Origin of the sequence: Methylococcus capsulatus (genome assembly GCF_036864975.1) — a bacterium.
Lineage (GTDB): Bacteria > Pseudomonadota > Gammaproteobacteria > Methylococcales > Methylococcaceae > Methylococcus.
Window position 1 is genome coordinate 2,454,060 of record NZ_CP104311.1, and the last position, 21,040, is coordinate 2,475,099.

Annotated in this window: 22 protein-coding genes; 13 read left to right on the forward strand and 9 right to left on the reverse strand. The window is 63.8% G+C overall.

Features of this window, described 5'->3' with window-relative positions:
- Positions 1-24: 24 nt before the first annotated feature.
- The 5 genes from N4J17_RS12085 to N4J17_RS12105 form a co-directional block, all read right to left on the reverse strand.
- Complete coding sequence (locus tag N4J17_RS12085) at positions 25-501, reverse strand: hypothetical protein (RefSeq protein WP_198321455.1); 477 nt, start codon at positions 499-501, stop codon at positions 25-27.
- A gap of 68 nt (positions 502-569) precedes the next feature.
- Positions 570-1,079: a DUF1269 domain-containing protein gene (locus N4J17_RS12090; RefSeq protein ID WP_198321456.1), complete on the reverse strand. Its 510-nt coding sequence runs from the start codon at positions 1,077-1,079 to the stop codon at positions 570-572.
- A gap of 87 nt (positions 1,080-1,166) precedes the next feature.
- Positions 1,167-1,541 carry a hypothetical protein gene (locus N4J17_RS12095; RefSeq protein ID WP_232470161.1) on the reverse strand — a complete coding sequence of 125 codons (375 nt, stop codon included), beginning with the start codon at positions 1,539-1,541 and terminating at the stop codon, positions 1,167-1,169.
- Position 1,542: 1 nt separating this feature from the next.
- Positions 1,543-2,556, reverse strand: a complete 1,014-nt coding sequence (locus N4J17_RS12100) for a ribonuclease T2 family protein (RefSeq protein ID WP_198321457.1) — start codon at positions 2,554-2,556, stop codon at positions 1,543-1,545.
- The gene (locus N4J17_RS12105) at positions 2,553-3,902 is read right to left on the reverse strand and encodes a UDP-N-acetylmuramoyl-tripeptide--D-alanyl-D-alanine ligase (protein ID WP_198321458.1); all 1,350 of its coding nucleotides are present in this window, start codon (positions 3,900-3,902) and stop codon (positions 2,553-2,555) included. Before N4J17_RS12105 ends, N4J17_RS12100 begins: the two co-directional genes overlap by 4 nt.
- A 182-nt stretch (positions 3,903-4,084) precedes the next feature.
- Between N4J17_RS12105 and N4J17_RS12110 the strand changes: the two genes are divergently transcribed.
- Positions 4,085-4,360, forward strand: coding sequence for a hypothetical protein (locus tag N4J17_RS12110; RefSeq protein ID WP_198321459.1), 276 nt, complete (start codon positions 4,085-4,087; stop codon positions 4,358-4,360).
- Positions 4,361-4,368: 8 nt separating this feature from the next.
- Here N4J17_RS12110 and N4J17_RS12115 read toward each other — a convergent pair whose 3' ends face one another.
- On the reverse strand, positions 4,369-5,580 hold the full coding sequence (locus N4J17_RS12115; protein WP_198321460.1) for an N-acetylmuramoyl-L-alanine amidase family protein: 1,212 nt from the start codon (positions 5,578-5,580) through the stop codon (positions 4,369-4,371).
- 216 nt (positions 5,581-5,796) lie between these two features.
- Here N4J17_RS12115 and N4J17_RS12120 point away from each other — a divergent pair, with 216 nt between their 5' ends.
- The 9 genes from N4J17_RS12120 to N4J17_RS12160 all read left to right on the forward strand — a co-directional run bounded on the left by N4J17_RS12120 (position 5,797) and on the right by N4J17_RS12160 (position 14,012).
- Positions 5,797-7,002: an efflux RND transporter periplasmic adaptor subunit gene (locus N4J17_RS12120; RefSeq protein WP_198321461.1), complete on the forward strand. Its 1,206-nt coding sequence runs from the start codon at positions 5,797-5,799 to the stop codon at positions 7,000-7,002.
- A gap of 3 nt (positions 7,003-7,005) precedes the next feature.
- On the forward strand, positions 7,006-10,107 hold the full coding sequence (locus tag N4J17_RS12125; RefSeq protein WP_198321462.1) for an efflux RND transporter permease subunit: 3,102 nt from the start codon (positions 7,006-7,008) through the stop codon (positions 10,105-10,107).
- A 37-nt stretch (positions 10,108-10,144) separates the two neighbouring features.
- Complete coding sequence (locus N4J17_RS12130) at positions 10,145-10,462, forward strand: P-II family nitrogen regulator (RefSeq protein ID WP_198321463.1); 318 nt, start codon at positions 10,145-10,147, stop codon at positions 10,460-10,462.
- A gap of 29 nt (positions 10,463-10,491) precedes the next feature.
- Complete coding sequence (locus N4J17_RS12135; protein ID WP_198321464.1) at positions 10,492-11,091, forward strand: sigma-70 family RNA polymerase sigma factor; 600 nt, start codon at positions 10,492-10,494, stop codon at positions 11,089-11,091.
- Positions 11,091-11,333, forward strand: coding sequence for a zf-HC2 domain-containing protein (locus N4J17_RS12140; RefSeq protein ID WP_198321465.1), 243 nt, complete (start codon positions 11,091-11,093; stop codon positions 11,331-11,333). The genes N4J17_RS12135 and N4J17_RS12140 overlap by 1 nt, the downstream gene beginning before the upstream one ends.
- Before the next feature lie 68 nt (positions 11,334-11,401).
- Positions 11,402-11,716, forward strand: coding sequence for a hypothetical protein (locus tag N4J17_RS12145; RefSeq protein ID WP_198321466.1), 315 nt, complete (start codon positions 11,402-11,404; stop codon positions 11,714-11,716).
- A gap of 18 nt (positions 11,717-11,734) precedes the next feature.
- The gene (locus tag N4J17_RS12150) at positions 11,735-12,601 is read left to right on the forward strand and encodes a DUF692 domain-containing protein (RefSeq protein ID WP_198321467.1); all 867 of its coding nucleotides are present in this window, start codon (positions 11,735-11,737) and stop codon (positions 12,599-12,601) included.
- Positions 12,598-13,419, forward strand: coding sequence for a DNA-binding domain-containing protein (locus tag N4J17_RS12155; RefSeq protein ID WP_198321468.1), 822 nt, complete (start codon positions 12,598-12,600; stop codon positions 13,417-13,419). The genes N4J17_RS12150 and N4J17_RS12155 overlap by 4 nt, the downstream gene beginning before the upstream one ends.
- Positions 13,416-14,012: a DoxX family protein gene (locus N4J17_RS12160; RefSeq protein WP_198321469.1), complete on the forward strand. Its 597-nt coding sequence runs from the start codon at positions 13,416-13,418 to the stop codon at positions 14,010-14,012. Before N4J17_RS12155 ends, N4J17_RS12160 begins: the two co-directional genes overlap by 4 nt.
- On the opposite strand, the gene tsaE is transcribed toward N4J17_RS12160, so the two are convergent.
- Together tsaE and N4J17_RS12170 are read right to left on the reverse strand one after the other, a co-directional pair.
- Positions 13,993-14,412 (reverse strand): tRNA (adenosine(37)-N6)-threonylcarbamoyltransferase complex ATPase subunit type 1 TsaE, encoded by a 420-nt coding sequence (tsaE, locus tag N4J17_RS12165; RefSeq protein ID WP_198321470.1) that lies wholly within the window; start codon positions 14,410-14,412, stop codon positions 13,993-13,995. The two genes, N4J17_RS12160 and tsaE, sit on opposite strands and share 20 nt — an antisense overlap.
- On the reverse strand, positions 14,409-15,896 hold the full coding sequence (locus N4J17_RS12170; protein WP_198321471.1) for an NAD(P)H-hydrate dehydratase: 1,488 nt from the start codon (positions 15,894-15,896) through the stop codon (positions 14,409-14,411). The genes tsaE and N4J17_RS12170 overlap by 4 nt, the downstream gene beginning before the upstream one ends.
- Before the next feature lie 83 nt (positions 15,897-15,979).
- Between N4J17_RS12170 and queG the strand changes: the two genes are divergently transcribed.
- Entirely contained in the window at positions 15,980-17,101 is a 1,122-nt protein-coding gene (gene queG, locus N4J17_RS12175; protein WP_198321472.1) for a tRNA epoxyqueuosine(34) reductase QueG, read from the forward strand.
- Here the strand turns inward: queG and N4J17_RS12180 are convergent.
- Positions 17,092-17,706 (reverse strand): glutathione S-transferase family protein, encoded by a 615-nt coding sequence (locus tag N4J17_RS12180; RefSeq protein WP_198321473.1) that lies wholly within the window; start codon positions 17,704-17,706, stop codon positions 17,092-17,094. The genes queG and N4J17_RS12180 overlap by 10 nt on opposite strands.
- Before the next feature lie 245 nt (positions 17,707-17,951).
- Between N4J17_RS12180 and N4J17_RS12185 the strand changes: the two genes are divergently transcribed.
- Together N4J17_RS12185 and N4J17_RS12190 are read left to right on the forward strand one after the other, a co-directional pair.
- Positions 17,952-19,013: a DUF2760 domain-containing protein gene (locus tag N4J17_RS12185; protein WP_277458286.1), complete on the forward strand. Its 1,062-nt coding sequence runs from the start codon at positions 17,952-17,954 to the stop codon at positions 19,011-19,013.
- A complete protein-coding gene (locus tag N4J17_RS12190) occupies positions 19,010-20,950 on the forward strand; it encodes an Hsp70 family protein (protein ID WP_198321474.1) in 1,941 nt (646 codons plus the stop codon). The genes N4J17_RS12185 and N4J17_RS12190 overlap by 4 nt, the downstream gene beginning before the upstream one ends.
- Positions 20,951-21,040: the final 90 nt, after the last annotated feature.

Genomic DNA, 21,040 nt, shown 5'->3' on the forward strand with positions numbered 1-21,040 from the left:
CGTAAGGAGGACAGAGGGGCTATGTTAATCCGCGAGGAAGCCGCGGAGAAAACGCTTCATAGCTGTCTTGAGAGCCAGCACCGCGCAGTAGAGCCGTGATTGCTGCACCAGCGCGTGTGCCCAGCGCAGCAGCCGCATGATCCATTCGTAGAGCCGGGCGAACCACGCGAACGACATGAGCGCCGGCCGCGTCAGTCTGAAGACTCGGGCAACCAGCAGCGTGCCCAGCAGCTTGGCGGCGATTTCCATCAGGATGCCGGCAGTCACTGCACCGTGCACCATCAGCGCCACTGCGCCAACGTTGAGGGGTGTGACCAGAGCCAGCGGGAGGGCGAGGGCGGCCAGTGCCAGGTTCGGCGAGGCTTGCGAAAGCCAAGCATCGAAGCGTTCCAGATGCAACAGGCGTGAGAGCCGTTGGCCGAGAATGGTCAACAGGTCCCAGAGCCATTCTTCAAACAGGACCAGAATGGCGAGGATGGAGAGGAAAAGCTGTTTCAGCACGGTCGGTCGACGAATTCGGTATGACCAGAACGAGGGCGGGTGAGGATGACGCCACCCGCCCCGACGTTTCAGGCCGAGAGATTGGCCGAGCGGTGTGCGGCGAGGAGCTTCTGCAACGCTTCCTCGCTTTCCTTCGGCAGGTTGGTATAGAGAATCTCGCCACCAAACCGGGCCAGTTCGGGCTCGACCTTATCCCGCGTGATGTTGCGCAGCGCCATGAAGATCGCGGAGGTGCCGGGCCGCATCTTTTCACTGATGTTCTTGATGAAGCCGTCGTCGATCCCGTAGTCGCTCAAGGAACCGCCGATCGCACCCGCCGCGGCTCCCACCGCCATGCCCGCCAGCGGCGACAGAAAAATGAGTCCGATCAGCGCACCCCACAGCGCGCCGGAAGTGGCTCCGATGGTAGTGAGGTCCACCGCCTGATGGAGTTTGATTTTGCCGGACTCCTTGTCGCGCACCACGACACAGGCATCTTCCAGGTCGACCAAATAGCCGCGCTGCAGGCGTTTGAGTGTGGCCATGACTTCGGCGGCGCGGAATTCGTCCGGGTAGACGATAGAGATCAGTTCAGCCATTCGTGGACTCCTTGGTGGTTGATGGTCGTAGGGATCAGGCGCGGCCAGGGAACCTGCGCCGCCGCTATGGTAGCCCGATCGGAGTCATCAGCGTATGGCGGAAACGAGGAAGATTCCGAAGGCGAGAGCAATGAGCCCCCACAGACGGATGATGGCTTCCGGCTGCCGGGCCCACAACTCGATGAGATTCGTGAGCCGGGCGCGACCGAGGACGATAACGATCACGGCACCGGCCAGAGACAGATAGCCAAACGCAGTGAACGTCCGAGGGTACGCGGAGCCGGCGGCGGCCAGGAGCAGGGCGGCGCCGAGTGCCAGACGCAGGGCGGCAGCATAATGCACGCTTTTCGGCGTGGCCCAGAAATTCCGGACGAGCCCGACGAAATCCGCGGGTCTGATCAACCCGAAAGCCCCAAAGGATGCGATCAGCATGCCGAACATCGCAACGATCAGACGCATCATGTCAGCCCCCTGTCTCGATTCTGGATAGGAACTGGCGTCCCATCGAGTCCAGCCGGAAGCGGCTTCCGCAGTTCGAGCCGCTGCTTTTGCCGGCCAGGGGAAGCAAAGAGCCGAGACTGGCGCCGGGTTTGAGCTCGGAAGGCAGGTTGACGCGGATCTCGACCAGCATGCCGTGCTCGCAGTTCAGCCCAATCCGGTCACGGGCCCCTCTGCCCAAGGCCGCATCCAATCGGGCGAGAAACTCTTCGGTGCGTACCGTTCGTCCGATGCGGTCTGCGACAAAATCCGCGATGCCGGAGCCGTTGAACTGGCGCGTCAGGTCGGCGGCCAGGGCGAAATAGGCATCGCTCGACATCGCGGTCTGGCAGGTGCCGTGCTTGTGCCATTCGTGGCGTTCCAGGCACGATGCGGTTCCGGGCATGACCTCGGCCAGAGAGGCTTTTCTGACCGGATCGAGAGTGATCGGGGGATAGTCGCAGAAATCGCGCCTGGGCTGCTTCACCTCTCCGCAGAAGCCGTAATCCGTGCCACAGCCCGACTTGTTCGGCCACAGGCCGTGGAGGCTGAAGTGGCGGGCGGAATAGGCCACCGGATCGGCCAGGCGGCATTCCGGCTTGTCGGGTTTGAGTTCGCAGAAGGCCGGCTCCCAGCTCAGGGCCAGCACGTAGGCGTCCGCCTGGCCGGCGACATCGCATCGCTCCGCGGCCGGTTCGGCTGCCGCGCCCGGCTGCAGCCGGCCGCAGTCCCGGCCCACCCACCGTTCGGGCGGATTGGCCGAGGGCAACCGGAGCCGGTACCAGCGGGCGTCCCACCGTCTGTCGGCCTCGATCACGGGATAAGCCTTGCCTGCCGTGACGCGGGCACCGTCCGGGTTGGTCAGCTTGTTTTTCGAGACATAGGCCGGACAATCCCGCCCAGCGGAGAATGTGCCTTCGACTGGCACGGCCATCGCTACGGCCGGGTTTTCCAGCCACAGCAGCAGGCTCAGGAGCGCTTTGAAACCGGACGGTTTCATTCCGGTTTCGCCAGCGCCTTGACCGCGCGTTCCATCTGCATGAAGCGCGAGCCTTTGACCAGCAGCGTGGCCCCGGGACGGTCAGCGGATGCCAGTGCCGCGATGAGCTGGTCCATGGAGCCGAAGTGGCGGCCGTTGGTGCCGAAAGTCTGGACCGCTTCGGAGCACAGTTCGCCCAGACCGAGCAGGGTATCGATGTCGCGCTCACGCGCATAGCGGCCGATTTCGCGGTGAAATTCCGGGCCCTGGGCACCGACTTCCCCCATGTCGCCCAGGGCTAGGATGCGCGGCTGCGGAAAGCCGGCGAGCATGTCGATCGCCGCCCTTACGGAATCGGGGTTGGCATTGTAGGTGTCGTCGATCAGTCTGGCGCCAGTTCGTGTGCGCAGTTGGACGCCGCGGCCGGCGACCGGGCGGAAGGATTCCAGACCTTGGCGTACGGCCGCAGGAGGCACGCCGGCCGCCAGCGTAGCCGACGTCGCAGCCAGCGCGTTGTGGACGTTGTGTTCACCGGCAAGCGGGAGCGTGGCTTGCCAAGAGCCGGCAGGAGTCGTGATCGAAACTTCGGTGAAACCGGCGCTGGCCCGGAATGTCCCACTGACGGCTGCTGTTCCGTGGCGCGCGAAATCGATCACCTGGCGCGTTCCGGCCAGCTCTCGCCAGATGCCCGCACAGGCGTCATCCGCAGGGAACACGGCGGTGCCATCGGGTGGTAGTGCCGCGATCACTGATCCGTTTTCGTGGGCCGTGGCTTCCACGCTGGCCATGAATTCCTGGTGTTCGCGTTGAGCGTTGGTCACTAGCGCCACGGTGGGTCGGGCGAGACTGGCGAGGTAGGCGATTTCGCCCGGATGATTCATGCCGAGTTCGAGCACGGCAATGCGGTGGCCGGCTTTCAGTTTGAACAGCATCAGCGGGAGTCCGACGTCGTTGTTGAGATTGCCGCGCGTCGCCAGGCGGCGCTCCTCACCGAATGCGACCGCCAGAATGGCAGCGATCATCTGCGTGACGGTGGTCTTGCCGTTGCTGCCGGCGACCGCGATCAGCGGCATATCGAACTGCGCGCGCCAGGCGGCGGCTGCGGCACCCAACGCTTTGCGTCCGTCCGGAACGACGATCTGCGGCAGGTAGGTGTCGATCCGCCGTTCCACAACCAGTGCCGCGGCCCCTCGATCCACCGCATCGGCGATGAAATCATGGGCATCGAAGCGGTTTCCCCGCAGGGCGAAGAACAGCGCGCCGGGCCGGATGGTACGGGTGTCGGTCGAGACGCCGTCGAAACCGGTTTCGGCATCGCCGCTCAGTTTGGCGTCAGGAATGTGCTTTGCGAGCTCGCCTAAATTCATCGGAAGGTTTCATCCAGGACGGAAAATGGCTTACCTTGTCGTGCCGGGTATTTTCACGATTTGGTGATTATCGCACGGTGTCGGGGCGGATTTTGCCGGACGAGCGACGCCTCCTCGGAGTCAAGCCAATGCAATATTGTGCCGATAGACTGGTCGGCACAACAACATCGGAGGGGTGTGTCATGGTTAGTCTCTTAGTTGCGCTCGGTATCGGCGCCTGGTTTTTTCACCGGGCCGTGGTCCGTAAGCGGAATCCCGCGACGGCGGCGATCACTGGCATCGTGGCTTACTATTTCATCTATATGTTCGTCGACTGGAGCGTCCGCCTGATTTACGGTGGCACGGTACACCATTACGAACGCTATGCCGACGGGACGGTTGAGGCAGTCGCCATATTCGCGGGGGCGACGGCCGCGATCGCGCTGGGGCTGGTCGTCGTGCAAGGTGAGGAGACTTGAACGGCGGGTTATTTGACCACGTTGTCGGTCGCCGACACGGCTACTTCCTGGCGGACCGGCCGGTCGGGGGGAGCGACGGTGGCGGGCCGGGCAAGTTTCAAATAGTTGCGGATCCCTTCGGCGATCGCGGCAGCGATCTGGTTTTGGTAAGCGGAGGAACGCAGTTTCAATTCTTCCTCCGGATTCGAGATAAAGGCGGTTTCCACCAGGATCGAAGGTACGTCCGGCGACTTCAACACCACGAAGCCGGCTTTCTGTATGCCCGGCTGATGGATGGAGTGAGTTTTCCGCAGCGCCTGAAGGATGCTGTCCGCGGCGCGGTCGCTGGCCTCCAGTGTGGCATTCTGGGTCAGGTCCAGCAGTACCGAGGCCAGAACTTCGTCCTTGTCGTGCAATGCCACTCCGCCGATCCGGTCCGCGGCATTTTCACGGTCGGCCAGGCGGCGGGCGGCTTCACTGGTGGCGCCGTGCTCGGAAAGCGTGAATACCGAGGCACCTCTGGCATGCGGATCGTTATAGGCATCGGCATGCAGTGAGATGAACAGATCGGCGTGTTCTTTGCGGGCGCGTTCCATGCGCTGCCGCAGGTCGATGAACTCGTCGTTCCGACGGATCATGACGGGACGGATGCCGGGTTCGGCTTGCAACAGGGCTTCCAACTTTCGGGCGATGGCCAGAACGATGTCTTTTTCCTGGCTGCCTCCGGCCCCCAGCGCTCCCGTGTCTTTTCCTCCGTGTCCAGCGTCCAGGGCGACCACGAAGCGTTTGCGATGAGGTCCGTCTGATGCTTTGGCCACTGGGGTCGGTGGCGGCCGGGATGTCATTGCCCCGCCTGCTGTCACGTCCACGGTCAGGCTGGGATTCCCCGAGTCGGTCACCGACAGCAGCGTCCGGTACTCTGCGGCGGGCCGCAGTTCCACGATCAGATCGATTCTGCCCTTGGCCTTGCTGCGGGTATGCAGGGCGGCGATATAACGGTCTCCCGCCGGGTTGGGCAGTCCCGGCAGCGCATCAACACCCTCCATCGCAACGATCAGTTGATCTGCCCGCCCAGCCTGTGGTTTTAAGCTGGATCCTTTGGGCACAGTGAGCAGCAAGCGCGTTACGTTTGCCCCGGATTTCAGACTCACCGTGGCCTTTGCCGCCGGGTCCGCCGATCCGGCCGGCGACAGCAGCGCGATGAGGGCGAACAGGAATGCAGCCGAAAAAGGATGTCGCATGGGTGGAAGGCGTCGGAACGGGCGCAGTAACGATACTCCGCGTGCCGGGGCTTCTGCAATAACGGGCCTCGTTCGGGACGAAGCGCGGGATTCAAGATCGCATCGCCTGGCCATTGCCAGGACCCGCAAACGGGACGCCGTCGCCGACACGGATATAATGGGTTGTGGCACGCTGGCTGCAATTCAATTTGTCCAGGGTTTTTAGGAGTTGGCGATATGAGATTTGCGTCGGTCGGGGGGATGCGCGTGGCGCAGCTGGCCGGGACCGCGGTTTTTCTGTGGGCCTGTCAAGGCGAGCCCGAACCGGAACGTTCCGAACGGGTGCAGGCAGACATCGCGGCCACGGCGGCTCCGCAGGAAGCCACGGAACCGGATGGAGCGGTGGTGACGGTTCCTCCGGATCTGATGAAGCAGTTGCGTATCGCCGTGGTGTCCGAAGGTGAACTGCACGAGCCATTGCGGGTGCCGGGGCGGGTTGGCATCGAAGAATTTAGACGCCTGGCCCGTATCGGTGCGACGGTGACCGGACGCATTACCCATATCGATGCCTCCGTGGGCCAGCGGGTGAAGCGGGGGCAGAAGCTCGCAGTGTTGAACAGCACCGAGTTTTCCGATACCCAGCGGGCCTTCCTGAAGGCGCTTGCCCAGAAACAGTTGCACAGCGTGATCGTCGAGCGGGCGCGCAAGCTCTACGAATCCGGCGTGATCAGTGAGCTGGAATTCCAGCGCCGCGCCAGCGAGCTGTCGCAGGCGGAGACCGAGTACAACGCCATGGCCGATCAGTTGCAGGTACTCGGCATGTCGAGCGAGTCTCTCGCATTGCTGGAAAAGACCCGGGTGATCCAGCCGCTGGTGCCGGTCGTCTCCTCCATCGACGGCATCGTGATGGAGCGTCACGTCAGCCAGGGCCTGGTGGTCCAGCCGGCGGACGTCCTCTTCGTGGTCGCCGATCTGTCCCAGCTCTGGATTGTAGCGGAAGTGCCCGAACAGCAGGCCGAGTGGGCACGGCTCGGACAGCAGGTGGAGGCGGAAATCCCGGCGCTGTCGGACCGGCGGGTCAAAGGCCATCTAGTCTACATCGCTCCGACCGTCGATCCCGAGACACGCACCGTCACGGTGCGCATGGAGGTCGCCAATCCGGACGGCTCGCTCAAACCGGAGATGTTGGCGACCATGTTGATTTCGGGCAAGGTGAGCCGCTTGCCTATGGTGCCGGCGGAAGCCGTGGTCCGGGATGGTGATCAGGAAGCGGTATTCGCGCCGGCGGGAGCGGACCGGTTTCGCCTGGTACCGGTGAAATTGGGCAAGGAGGTCGGCGGCCAGCGGCCAGCGCTGTCGGGTCTCTCGGCCGGCGATGAGGTGGTGACCGAAGGTTCATTCCATCTCAACAACGAACGCCTCCGCCGGGAGCTGGAGCAGTAATCCGTGATCGAGGCTCTGTTGCGGGCCGCGCTCAAACAGCGACTGATCGTGCTGGTCGTGGCGCTGGCTCTTTTAGGCTTCGGTCTGGATGCGGCGCGCAAGCTGTCGGTCGACGCCTTTCCGGACGTCACCAATGTCCAGGTGCAGATTGCCGCCGAAGCCCCCGGCCGCTCGCCGGAGGAGGTCGAGCGCTTCATCACGGCGCCGATCGAGGTCGCCATGACCGGCCTGCCCAACCTCGCCGAGTTGCGCTCGCTGAACAAAAACGGCCTGTCCATCGTGACCCTGGTGTTCACCGATGCCACCGACGTCTACTTCGCCCGCCAACTGGTGATGGAACGGCTGATCGAAGTGGCTTCGCGCATGCCGGAGGGTGTCACGCCGGTGCTGGGGCCGGTGTCGACGGCGCTGGGCGAGGTCTACCAGTACACACTGGAGCGTCCGGACGACGGCCGGCGCACGCTGACCTACGAGGAGCTGCTGGAGCGCCGCACGGTGCAGGACTGGGTGGTGCGGCCCTTACTCCGGACTATTCCCGGTGTCGCCGAGATCAATTCCCAGGGCGGCTTCGTCAAGCAATACCAGGTGTTGGCCAACCCGGACCGGCTGCGCCACTACCAGATCGGTCTGCGCGAGGTCTATGAGTCCCTGGCCCGGAACAACGCCAACAGCGGCGGCGGCATTCTTCCCCATTTCGCCCAGCAGTACCTGATCCGCGGCGTGGCTTTGATTTCGAGCCTGGAAGACATCCGCAGCATCGTGCTCAAGGAGATCAGCGGGGTGCCGGTGCATGTGGGTGACGTGGCGGAAGTCCGGTTCGGGCACGAGGTGCGAACCGGCGCCATCGTCAAGAACGGCTACACCGAGTCGGTGGCCGGGGTGGTGATGATGGTGCGGGGCGGCAACGCCAAGGAAATCGTGGCTCGGGTCAAGGCGCGGGTCAAGGAGATCAACGACAAGGGCATGCTGCCAGGCGGGCTCAAGATCGTGCCGTTCTACGACCGGACCGATCTGGTCGATGCGGCTTTGAACACCGTTACCAAGGCGCTGACCGAAGGCGTCTTGCTGGTGATCGGGGTGCTGTTCCTGTTCATGGGCGAAATCCGTTCCAGCCTGATCGTGGTTTCCACCCTGGTCTTGACGCCTCTCCTGACTTTCCTGGTCATGAACCATTACGGCATCTCGGCCAACCTGATGACGCTCAGCGGCCTCGCCATCGCCATCGGTATGATGGTCGACGGCTCGGTGGTGGTGGTGGAGAATGCGGTGAGTCAGTTGAGCGAGCGCCGCGACACCGGCGAAAGCCGGGTCCGCATCGTGTTCGAGGCGACTCTGGAAGTCGGCATCCCCGTAATCTTCGGCGTCGGCATCATCGTGCTGGTGTTCCTGCCCCTTCTCATGCTGGAGGGTATGGAGGGCAAGCTGTTCGCTCCCCTGGCTCTGACCATCGCCATAGCTCTGGCTATTTCGCTGGTGTTGGGGATGGTGCTGGTGCCGGTGCTCTCGTCCTATCTGCTCAAGCCGCAGGCGCATGCCGAGAGCCGGATCATCACCCGGATCAAGCGTCCCTACGCCAGGCTTTTGCACTGGCTGATGCCGCGCGGGGTCCTGGTCAGCGTCATGATGGGGATATTGCTGGCCACGGCGCTGGCAGTGTTTCCCTTTCTCGGCACTTCGTTCATCCCGACGCTCGACGAAGGGACGATCACGCCCGGCATCACCCGCGTGCCCAGTATCGCCTTCGATGAATCGCTGCGCATGGAAATGGAGGCGATGAAGCGGGTCATGGAAGTGCCGGGCGTCAAGATGGCGGTATCCAAGCTGGGCCGGGGCGAGAGTCCGGCCGACCCGGGCGGACCGAACGAGGCCGATCCGGTGGTGACGCTGATGCCGAACCGCGACATGCCGGACGGCTGGAACAAGGCTCGCATCGAGGAGGAAATCCGCCGCAAGCTCGATGTGCTGCCGGGTATTCAGCTGGTGATGAGTCAGCCCATCGCCGATCGGCTCGACGAAATGGTATCGGGCGTCCGCTCCCAGGTTGCCATCAAGCTATTCGGAGACGATCTGTTGGTACTGAAGGAAAAGGGCGACGAAATCGCCAGGATTCTCAGGGACATCAAGGGTACCCGGGACTTACGGGTGGAGCGCGTGACCGGCCAGCAGTATCTCACCATCGAGGTGGACCGCGCTGCCATCGCCCGCCACGGCATCAATGCCGCGGACATCCATGACATCATTGAGACCGCCGTGGGCGGCAAAAAGGCTACCGAAATCTACGAAGGCCAGCGCCGGTTCGACGCCGTGGTGCGCTATCCGGAGGGTTTCCGTAACAGCGTCGAGCGTATCCATACGATCGCCCTGCTGTCTCCGAACGGCGCGGTGGTGCCGCTGGACGACGTGGCCCATATCCGGCTCCAGGACGGTCCGGCCCAGATCAGCCGCGAGACGGGCCGGCGCCGCATCGTGATCGGTGCCAATCTGGAGGACCGCGACGTTGGCGGCTACGTCGCCGAAGCCCGGGAAAAGATAGCCCGAATGGTCGACCTGCCGGAAGGTTATTCGCTGGACTGGGGCGGACAGTTCGAGAACATGCAGCGGGCCATGGCCCGGCTCGGCATCACCGTGCCGATCACCATCGCCATGATCTTCTTCCTGCTGTTCGTACTGTTCAGCTCGCTGCGGTACGCTGCGCTGATCCTGCTGGAACTGCCGTTTTCCTGCATCGGAGGGATTTTCGGCCTGTTCGCGACCGGCGAATACCTGTCGGTGCCGGCCTCGGTGGGGTTCATCGCCCTGTTCGGCGTCGCGGTGCTGAACGGCGTGGTGCTGGTTTCCTGCATCATCGACCTGCGCAAGAATGGCTACAGCCAGTACGATGCGTGCGTGCAGGCCTGCATGCAGCGCTTGCGGCCGGTCCTGATGACCGCGTCGGCCGCGTTGCTCGGCCTGATCCCCATGCTGTTCGGGACCGGTCCGGGTTCGGAAATCCAGCGGCCGCTGGCGATCGTGGTGATCAGCGGACTGGTATTTTCGACTGCATTGACCCTGCTGGTTTTACCTACCGTTTATCGCTGGTTCGAGGAAAAGCGGATCGAGGCCTGAGCGCGAACTATAAGATGAATAACCTTCGGGTGATGATGTGAAAGAGATCAAGGCTGTCATCCAGCCCTACCGCTTGAGATCCCTGCGCAACGCTTTCCGGCGCATGGCTGGTTTCCCCGGCATGAGCGTCTGGCGGGTGGAGGGTTGCAGTTCCCACGAAGGTGAGGAAGTGCACGACAGCCTGCGCTGCGAACTGACCGATTTCTCGCACAAGGTCAGGATCGAGATCCTCGCCGAAGAAGCTCAGGTCGAGGAGATTGTCCGGATCATCTACGAGAATACCCATTCAGGCCGGCTGGGCGACGGCATCGTTTGGGTGACGCCGGTCGAGCAGACCAGGCGGCTGAGCGAATAAACCCGCTACGAACAGCGAGGAGCAGGCAAGTGGCAAATCCCGAATCGCCGGAACCGGCCGCTCCGGAACGCTGGCTGGACGAGCACGGCGACTATCTGTTTCGGTTTGCCCTGTTACGCGTCCGCGACGAAAGCACGGCCGAAGACATGGTGCAGGAAACCCTGCTAGCGGCAATGTCGGCGCAGCATCGTTGTTCCGGATTGTCCAGCGAAAGGACTTGGCTGACCGGTATCCTCAAGCACAAGGTCGTCGACTACTTGCGCCGCTCCTGGCGTGAACGGTCTTTGGACGACGATCCTTCCGCCTATCCGGGCGAGGACTTCGGCATGGACGAACTGTTTGCTCCGGACGGACACTGGGACCGCCAGCCGGCGCATTGGGGCAATCCGTACAGCGCTCTGGAACAGAGCCAGTTTTTCGAAGTGCTGCGGAGATGCATCCAGCGGCTGCCGCCCAGGCTGGCCCATCTGTTCGTCCTGAAGGAAATTCATGACATGAGCAATGAAGAAATTTGTAAGGAACTCGAGGTGAGCGCGACCAACGTATGGGTGATGCTGTACCGCGCCCGCCTGAGTTTGAGGCAGTGCCTGGAATATAGATGGTTCGAGAACGACCGGGAGGCAGGCTGATGCTGAGCTGTAAAGACGTCAGCCGCCTGCTGTCGCTCTCCATGGACCAGTCGCTGCCGCTCCGAAAGCGGGTGGAGATTCGCCTCCATATCTGGTTTTGCAAGGCCTGCCCGAACATCGAGAAGCAGCTCCTGTTCCTGAGGCAGGCGGCCCGCAAGCTGGATGAGGAAATGCTCCACTCGGACCGGGTCGAACTGGGTGCCGAGGCGCGGGAACGCATCAGAAAGGCGGTGCGCCAATGACATGATCTTTTTCGGTTCATGTGCGCATCGCTCCCATTCGACGTTCCTTACAACTTTTGGAGTGACACATGAATCAGAAATCCTTGTCCCTGAGCCTTGGCGGTGCCATCGCGACCACTTTGATCCTCGCCCCTGCCGCGGATGCGGTGGAAAATCCCTTTGCCATGAAAGTCCTTTCGACTCCCACGCAGATGGCCGAGAGCGGCGAAAAAATGAAGGACGGAAAGTGCGGGGAAGGGAAATGCGGCGCCGGGAAAAAAGCCGCGACCGGTGTCGACACCGCAAGCAAAGCCAAAGAGGGCAACTGCGGCGCCAGTAAAATGAAGGAAGGCGGCTGCAGCGGCAGCGCGAAGAAGGAAGAAGCCGCTCAACCCCGTCAATAATCCGGCACTGGGCCTGCCATGGATACCCCATGCGTCTATGGGGCGGGCCTCGGCCTCAGGCGGGAGCTGATGCTCCCCCTGCGGGCCGCTGGATCATCCGCCATCGATTTCTTCGAGATTTCGCCGGAAAACTGGATCGACGTCGGCGGCCGGTCGGCCGGGGAGCTGCGCTGGTTTACCGAGCGTTTCCCCTTCGTGGCCCATGGCCTGTCGCTGTCCCTGGGTGGCCCCGCGCCTCTGGACGAGGGATTCGTGAGGCGGATCAAGGCGTTTCTGGATGCCCACCGGATCGCCCTGTACACCGAGCATCTGGCCTATTGCAGCGACGGAGCTCATCTCTACGATCTGTTGCCTATCCCGTTTACGGAAGAGGCGGTTCATTACGTGGCGGCGCGGATTCGCCGCACCCAGGACGTCCTGGAAAGGCGCATCGCCGTCGAGAACGCCTCTTACTACGTCCAGGCGCCGATTTCGGAGATGGACGAACTGTCTTTCCTCAAGGCGGTGCTGGAAGAGGCGGACTGCGACCTGCACCTCGATGTGAACAACCTCTACGTCAACGGCTTCAATCACGGCTACGATCCCCGGGAGTTCCTGCTCGGCTTACCGGGCGATCGCATCGTTTACCTGCACGTCGCGGGCCACGACTGGGATGGGCCGGATCTGATCATCGACACGCACGGACGGCCCGTCGCCGATCCCGTATGGGAACTGCTTGCGACGGCTTATGAGACATTCGGGATCTTTCCGACCGCGCTCGAGCGGGATTTCAACCTCCCGGCGCTGGGCAATCTGCTCGCCAAGGTCTCCCGCATCGTCGGGCTGCAGCGAGCCTGTTGCTCAGAACAGCCTAAACGCGCGGCAAGCGGCGGGGGTGGACTATGAGCGGGCTACGGCAGATTCCCGGGAAGACGTCCCTGTTCGTCTTTCAGGACTACCAGCGCGAATTCGTCCGGCATCTTCGCGACCCATCCCGTTTCCCGCCGCCCGCCGGCGTATCGGTGGAGCGTGTCGGGATCTACGTGGAACTGGTGCGGAACAAGATCGAAGACAGCTTGGCGAGCTGCTTTCCCGTCACGCGCGCCCTGCTGGGAACGCGGCGCTGGGAGGATCTGGTCCGCAGGTTCATCGCCGGGCATCACTGCCTCTCGCCTCTGTACCGCCAGATTCCGGACGAGTTCCTGGCCTACCTCCGGGACGAATGGAACGAGACCCCGGAGCCGGCGTTTCTGGCGGAGCTGGCTCATTTCGAATGGATGGAGCTCCATCTCGCCATCGCTAAAGATCGGCTTCCCGACGAACCGCTGGATGGGAATGGCAGCCTGCTGGACGGCTTCCCTGTATTCGCTCCTGCCATGGCGCTGCTGCGCTACGCCTATCCGGTCCACCGGATCGTTGCAGAAGCTCCGGTTTGGCCCAGCGGATCGAAGGAGCCGGCAACTCTGCTCGGTTTCCGCGATCGGGCCTACACCGTACGTTTCATCGAACTCAACGAGCCCGCGGCGGCACTGGTCGAGCGCCTGATGACGGGCGCTTCGTCCGGTAGGACTGTGCTGCGGAAACTGGCATCGGATTGGAAATTCCTCGACCCGGAAGCCTTCATGGCGTTCGGCATGGACATTCTGGTCCGATTGCGGGAGCAAGGGGCCATCCTGGGTACCCGTCGCGCTCCTTTTGTTCAATGCCAATGGGGTCAGCCATGAACGAATCCTTCGAAATTTGCCGCCCGGATGCATCGCGCGAAGACCGGAAACCTCTGGGGCCGTCGAGGCTGCGGTGGTTGTCGGGATGGCTGGAATCGCAAGCCTCGGGGGCGCCGCCGCTGTTGCTCCGGCTGCTTCTCGCGTGGGAGTTCTGGGAGGCCGGGTTGATGAAGCTTTACGGGGAAAACTGGTTCGCCGATCTCAGCTTTCCATTTCCCTTCAATCTGTTCCCGCCATCTGTCAACTGGTGGCTGGCGACCGGTTTCGAACTGCTCGGCGCCATCGCTTTGGCGCTGGGGGTGGCGACGCGGCTGTTCAGCCTCGCCCTGGCCGTCCTCACCGTCGTCGCCATCGCCGCGGTCCATTGGCCTTCAGACTGGGCCAGCCTCTCGGACTTGGCCCAAGGGTATGCGATCACCGATGAAGGTCATGGCAACTTCAAACTGCCGCTGATGTATCTCGCCATGCTCCTGCCGCTGTTGTTCGGCGGCGCCGGGCGATACAGCCTGGATGCGTGGGTTTCCGGCAGGGCCCGGCGGTGCGGTTTTAATCACGCGCAGGGAGCGGATGAGATCAGAACGGATTCGGGCTGATTCGGAGCCGCCTTCCCGTGTTCTCCTGCTCCAGGTATACCTCCAGGTCGGGCGAGGGCAGGAGGCCTTCGCCCTTTTCGGGCCATTCCACGAAGCACAGGCTGTCCGGCCGGAAATAATCGCGGATGCCCATCCATTCGAGTTCTTCCGGGTCGTTCAGGCGGTACAGGTCGAAATGGTAGACGGTGCGGTCGCCCAGAGGGTATTCCTCGACCAGGGTGTAAGTGGGGCTCTTCACCGTGCCCTGGTAGCCGGAGGCGCGCAGATAGCCGCGCACCAGGGTGGTCTTGCCGGCACCCAGATTGCCGTGGAGGAACACGACATATCCGGGCGGCAGAGCCGTCTGCAGGCGGGCGGCGAAGGCCAGCGTCGCCTCCTCGTCGGGAAGGTATAGCATCATCGGTTGACGCAGGTGCGCAAAGCCTCGATCACGTCGCCGGCAAGAAGACCCCGCTCTCCGGCTGCGGCGGCCAGGTCTCCGGCCTGGCCGTGCAGCCGTACCCCCAGACAGGCGGCTTCGAAGGGCGGCACGTGCTGCGCCAGAAGCCCCGCGATCACCCCGGTGAGCACATCGCCCATGCCGCCGCTGGCCATGCCGGGATTGCCCCAGCGGGCCACGTGCGGGACGCCATCCGGTCCCGCGATCAGCGTCCCGGCGCCCTTGAGCACGGCGATGCCGCCGTAGCGCCGCTGCAAGGCGGACGCGGCGGCGAAGCGGTCGCGCTGGATGTCGGCGCCGGAAAGCCCGAGCAGGCGGGCGGCTTCGCCGGGATGCGGCGTCAGTACCCAGCGGTCGCACTGGAGCGGGTGCTCCGCCAGCAGATTCAGCGCGTCGGCGTCGACCACCAGCGGTTTGCCGCAGGCGATCGCGGCGTCGAACAGCGCCTTCGCCCATTCGCTCTGCCCGAGGCCGGGACCGAGTGCCAGCACCGATGCTCGCTGCAGCAGCGGCTCGAGCTCTCGGCCGGATTCGATGCCGTGCACCATCAGCTCCGGCCGGCCCAGGTTCAGCAGGGGCGAGTGAGACGCCCGGGTAGCGATGCTGACCAGACCCGAGCCGGTCCGTGCCGCCGCTTCGCCCGCCATCCGTGCCGCGCCGCTGTAACCGCGTTCTCCGCCGATCACCAATACATGCCCGTAGTGGCCTTTATGGGCATCCCGGCGCCGGGGCGGGAGGGCGAAGTCATTGCTCCGCAGCAAGCGTGAGGAAGGCGCTTGTCCCAGACGGATTTCCGGCGGCGTGTCCAGATCGTCGAAGACGATCTCGCCGCAGTGCGCCGGGCCGGCGCCGGTGAACAGGCCCTGTTTGAGGCCGATGAAGCTGACCGTCAGGTCCGCACAGACCGCGTTTCCCATCACTGCCCCGGTGTCGGCGTTGAGTCCGGAGGGGATGTCCACGGCCACCACTGTACCGGGAAAATCGTTGACAGCGTCGATGACGGCAGCGTATTCGTCGGCCACGTCCCGGTCCAGGCCGGTGCCGAGCAGGGCGTCGACCAGGATCTCGGCGCCTTCGAAGCCGGGTGGAATGAAGTTCAGCAGCGGTCCATCAGCGTTCCGGTACTCCGCGAACGCGGCTGCGGCATCTCCCCGCAGTCGCTCGACCGGGCCGACAGGATAGGCGCGGACGTCGAAGCCCGCTGCCAGCGCCAGCCGAGCGATCACATAGCCGTCGCCGCCATTGTTGCCGGGACCGCATACTACCGACAAAGTCTTCGCCTCCGGCCAGCGCCGGCGCAGTGCCTCGAAGGCCGCGGCGCCGGCTCGGTGCATCAGTTCCAGTCCCGGAATCCCTAGCCTGTCGATGGCATGGCGGTCCATGGCCCGCACCTGGGCGGCGGTGAAAAGTGCGGTGGGCAGGCTGTCGTTCGAATCGGGAGGCATCGGCTGGGCGAAAGCGCGCTGTGCGGAATGCTGAAAAAAGCGCTATTCTGGCCGACTCCCGTCGCCACGCCAAGGATTCTTGAGTGCTCCCTGCCGCCATTGCAACCCCCGACTTCGTGGCGCTGAAGGAGCGTATCCGCGAATGGGGCAGAGCGCAGGGCTTTCAGCAGATCGGCTTCGCAGGCATCGACCTGGGTGGCCACGAAGCCCGGTTGCTCGAATGGCTGGCGGCAGGGTTTCACGGCGAAATGGACTACATGGCCCGGCACGGCTTGAAGCGCAGCCGTCCGGCCGAGTTGGAGCCCGGCACGCTGTCGGTCATCAGCGTGCGGATGGACTATCTGCCCGAACCCATGCAGAACATGAAAGAGACACTGGCCGACCCGGCCGCTGCTTATGTCTCGCGCTATGCCTTGGGACGGGATTATCACAAGCTGATGCGCCGCCGCCTGCAGAGACTGGCAGCTACCATCACCCGGCATGCCGGGCCGTTCGGCTACCGGGTCTATACCGACAGCGCGCCGGTGTTGGAGAAAGCACTGGCGGAGAATGCCGGACTCGGCTGGATCGGCAAGCATACCAATCTCATCAACCGCGAGGCCGGCTCCTGGTTTTTCCTCGGCGAAATCTACACAGACCTGCCGCTGCCTCCGGACCGGCCGGTCACCAATCACTGCGGTCAATGCCGGGCCTGCATCGACGTCTGTCCGACCCAGGCCATCGTTGCTCCTTACCGGCTCGACGCCCGCCGCTGCGTCTCGTATCTGACCATCGAACTCAAAGGATCGATTCCGGAGGCGCTGCGCCCCGGCATAGGTAACCGCATCTACGGCTGCGATGATTGCCAGATGGTCTGTCCGTGGAACCGCTTCGCCCGGATGACGGGGGAAGCCGACTTTCTGCCGCGGCGGGGAATCGACCGTGCCTTGCTGCTGGAGTTCTTCGCCTGGGACGAGGCCGAATTCCTCCGCCGCACGGAAGGCTCGGCCATTCGTCGCATCGGCCATGAATGCTGGTTGCGCAACCTGGCGGTGGCCATCGGCAATGCACCGCCCCATCCAGACTTCGCCGAAGCCTTGCGGCGACGGCTCGACGATGCATCTCCGCTGGTGCGCGAGCATGTGGCCTGGGGCTTGGAAAGACAGACGAAGACGGCTCCGGTCCTCTCTATCGGCGGCGACGGGGCAGTGCCGCTTCAGCGGTAGCCCTCTTCCTGCAGCACCCGCTGCACTGCCGGGCGCTGGAGCATTCGCCGGTAGTGCGCCAGGCAGTGCTCGGGCAGGTCGAACCTCAGCCTGTCGGCCCAGAATTCGACATAGAACAGCGCGGCATCGGCGATCGAGAAGGTGCCGGCCACGTAGTCTTTCCCCGCCAGGGCTTCATTCACGATCTCGAATCCCCGTTCCACGATCTCCCGGCCGCGCGCCCGTACAGCCTCGCGCTCGGCTTCGTTGGAGGTGAAGCTCTCGGTGGTGAATATCCGGGCGAAGCCGTGCCCGTGCAGGGTGCCGACCACGTAGGCCAGCATTTCGATCACTTGGGCCGCGCCGTCGGGGTCTTCCGGCAGAAGCTTGGCTTTGGGGTAGGCACGCGCCAGCCAATAGGCGATGGCCTGGAACTCGGTCAGCGCCGATCCGTCGTCACGCACCAACGTCGGTATAGTGGACTTGGGATTGATTGCGAGGTACTCCCGCTTGCGGTGGTCGCCCGCCGGGAGGTTCACGATGTAGGCCTCGAAGGGGATGTCCAGTTCTTCCAGCAGGACGTGGATGCCGGTCGAACAGGAGCCGGGAGTCATGTAGAGTTTCATTGGTTGGGGTTCGCCAGGCAGGATGCCTTGAAGCCTAACCGACACCGGCTCCAAAACAAGCTCCCAGAGAGGAAACGGCCTGTTCGTTGAATCGCCGACGGTTCCGCCGGTACGCTTGTAATGCCGGCGCGGCAGCCTTATATCGGCCCAGGGCATGAGAAGAGCATCAACATGGCGTAAAATCGCCCCCCGCCGTTGCCGATGATAGAAGAGCATTGAGAACAGAACATTCGTATAGCCGATGCGTGGCAGGCGCCGTGCTTCTGGTGGCGCTGGGTGCACCAGCCTTTCTCCACGCGGAGGGCGAGTGGCAGCCCTCGACGCTGTCCGAGGCGACCTTGGCCAAGGTGCACGAGGCGGCCAAGGCATACCAGGACTGCCTGAACGAAGCATTCCGGGCCCATGTCGGCGAAGACGTCGATTCCCGCCTTCAGACCGACCGGATTTTACATGCTTGCGAAAACCGGCTGACTCCAATGAAGGCTGCGTTCGATGCCGAGCAAGTGCCCGATTCGATCAGTGAGCGCTATATGCGTTCATACCGCACGCGTGGTGCCCGGGATCTCGTCCGGCTGCTGATGTCGGCTCAGGCCGCACGCGCGGCGGCGGAGCCGGCGCCGGAGCTCTCGGCGACGGCCGATACCCCCTCCCCCCATCCTTACCCCTCAGAAGGGAAACCCATGGAAATCGATCTGAATCTGATTCCCGCGAAGCTGGACGCGGTGCATGCCGGCCTGGCCGCCATCGTGGTGGTCTTGCTGCTGGTGCAAATCATCCTGCTGTCGGTGGTGGTGATCGCTCTGTTGCGTCGCAAACCCGAGCCTGCCGTGACCTTTTATCCCACGCCGGCGCCGGCTGCTCCGACACCCGGAGCCGTGAAAGCGCCGGAGCCGGTCGTGAAGAAAGAAACCGTGGTGCTGAAGGAAACGACGCCCGACGCGGCGCTGCAGCTCCTGGCTTTGTTGCAGAAGGAGGCGCGCTTCATCGACTTCGTGCAGGAAAACATCGCCCACTACTCCGACGCGGAAATCGGCGCGGCGGCACGAGTAGTGCACGAAGGTTGCCGCAAGGTGATCGGCCAGGTCTTCGATCTGGCGCCGGTGCGCAACGAGACCGAAGGCAGCCGTCTGACACTGCCCAAGGGCTTCGACGCCGCCAGCGTGCGGTTGGCCGGCAACGTCGTGGGCGAGCCGCCGTTTACCGGCACACTGGTTCACCGGGGCTGGAAGGTGGAAAACATCCGCCTGCCCAAGGTCGCGGAGGGCCATGACATCCGCATTCTCGCCCAGGCCGAGGTGGAACTGTGAGTGAGACCCGCTATTCGGTCGGTATCGACCTCGGCACCACCAACAGTGTGGTGGCCTATGTGGACTTGAGCGGCTGCGACGGTGAAAAAGCGCCGCTGGAAATCCTCGAAATCCCCCAGCTCACCGCACCGGGGACGATCGGTGACCGGAAGCAGTTACCATCGTTCATGTATCAGGCCCATGACGCCGAACTGGCGCCGGGCGATATCGTCCTCCCTTGGGATGAGCACCCCGAAGCCATCACTGGTGAGCTGGCCCGCCAGCTCGGTTCCAAGACCCCGATCCGGCTGGTCGCCAGCGCCAAGAGCTGGTTGTGCCACAGCGGGGTGGACTGTCGCGCGCCGATCCTGCCAGTGCAGGCGCCGGAAGAGGTCAAACGGGTTTCACCTCTGCAGGCTTCGATCGCTTATCTGCGCCACATGCGCGATGCCTGGAACGCCCGTCATCCCGAATATCCCCTGAGCGAACAGGACCTGACCATCACCGTGCCGGCCTCGTTCGACCCGGCGGCGCGCGAGCTTACGGTGGAGGCGGCCCATGCCTTAGGACTACGCCAGGCGATCTTGCTGGAAGAGCCGCAGTCGGCGTTGTACAGTTGGATTCAGGCCAGCGACGGCAGTTGGCGCGAGCAGGTCAAGCCGGGCGACGTCATCCTGGTGGTCGACGTGGGCGGCGGCACCACCGACCTGTCTTTGATTGCGGTCACCGAGGCCGACGGCAACCTGGAACTCAACCGCATCGCCATCGGCGATCACATTTTGCTGGGTGGCGACAACATGGACCTGGCGCTGGCCTATGGCTTGAAGCTGAAACTGGAAGCCGAAGGCCGGAAGCTCGAGGCCTGGCAAGTGCAGGCTCTGATGCATGGCTGCCGGGATGCCAAAGAATCCTTGCTGTCCGATCCAGAGGTTTCCGAGGTTGCGGTGGTGGTGCCCAGCCGCGGTTCCTCGCTGGTCGGCGGGACACTGCGCACTGCGCTGACCAAGGACGAAGTGAACCGCACCCTGGTCGAGGGTTTCTTCCCTCAGGTGCCGATCGAGGAGAAACCTTTGGTCCAGGCCCGTACCGGCCTGACGACCCTTGGCCTGCCTTACGCCAAGGATGCCCGCATCACCTGTCATCTGGCGGCGTTCCTGAGCCGGCATGTGAGTGCGGCCGCCGAACTGGAAGGTTTCGCGTTGGCCGAGGGCGCGCGCTTCATCCATCCTACGGCGCTGCTCCTGAACGGCGGGGTGTTCAAGTCCGAGGCCCTGGAACGGCGCCTGCTGGATGTGCTCAATGGCTGGCTGCGGGTCGACGGAGCGCCGGAAGCACGGTTGCTGCATGGCGCCGATCTGGATCTGGCTGTGGCCCGCGGCGCGGCCTATTACGGCTATGTCCGCAAGGGTAAGGGGGTGCGCATCCGGGGCGGCACGGCGGCGGCCTATTATGTGGGGGTGGAAAGCGCCATGCCGGCGGTGCCCGGTTTCCCCGCCCCGCTGCAAGTGCTGTGCATCGCTCCGTTCGGCATGGAAGAAGGCACCGAAGCGGAGCTGCCGCCGGAGGAGTTCGGGCTGGTGGTGGGCGAGCCGGTGCGCTTCCGTTTCTTCGCTTCGACACTGCGTCGCGAGGACCTGGTCGGCACGCGGCTGGAGGACTGGCGCGAGGACGAGATCGAAGAACTGCACGAAATCGAGATAACCTTGCCGGTCGAAGGCCACCAACCCGGCGAGGTGGTGCCGGTACGGCTGGCGGCGCGGGTCACCGAAGTCGGTACGCTCCAGCTCGAAGCCGTGGCGCGGGACAGTGGCGAGCGGTGGAAGGTCGAGTTCGAGGTACGCAGTGGCGAGAAACCCGCGCAAGCCTTGGATGAGGCGGTTCCCGAGGCGCCTTATCTCGGCACCCTCGAAGCGCCTGCCGAGTCGGCGCCGGAGGGGGCTGCTGGCGGGGAAGAGTAGGCCGAGAGGAAGCCCTTCTGGTCCTTCAACAAATAAATCTTGACCGATGGGGACGGCGGCCGGCCTCGTCCCGCTTCGGCGGCCGGTTTC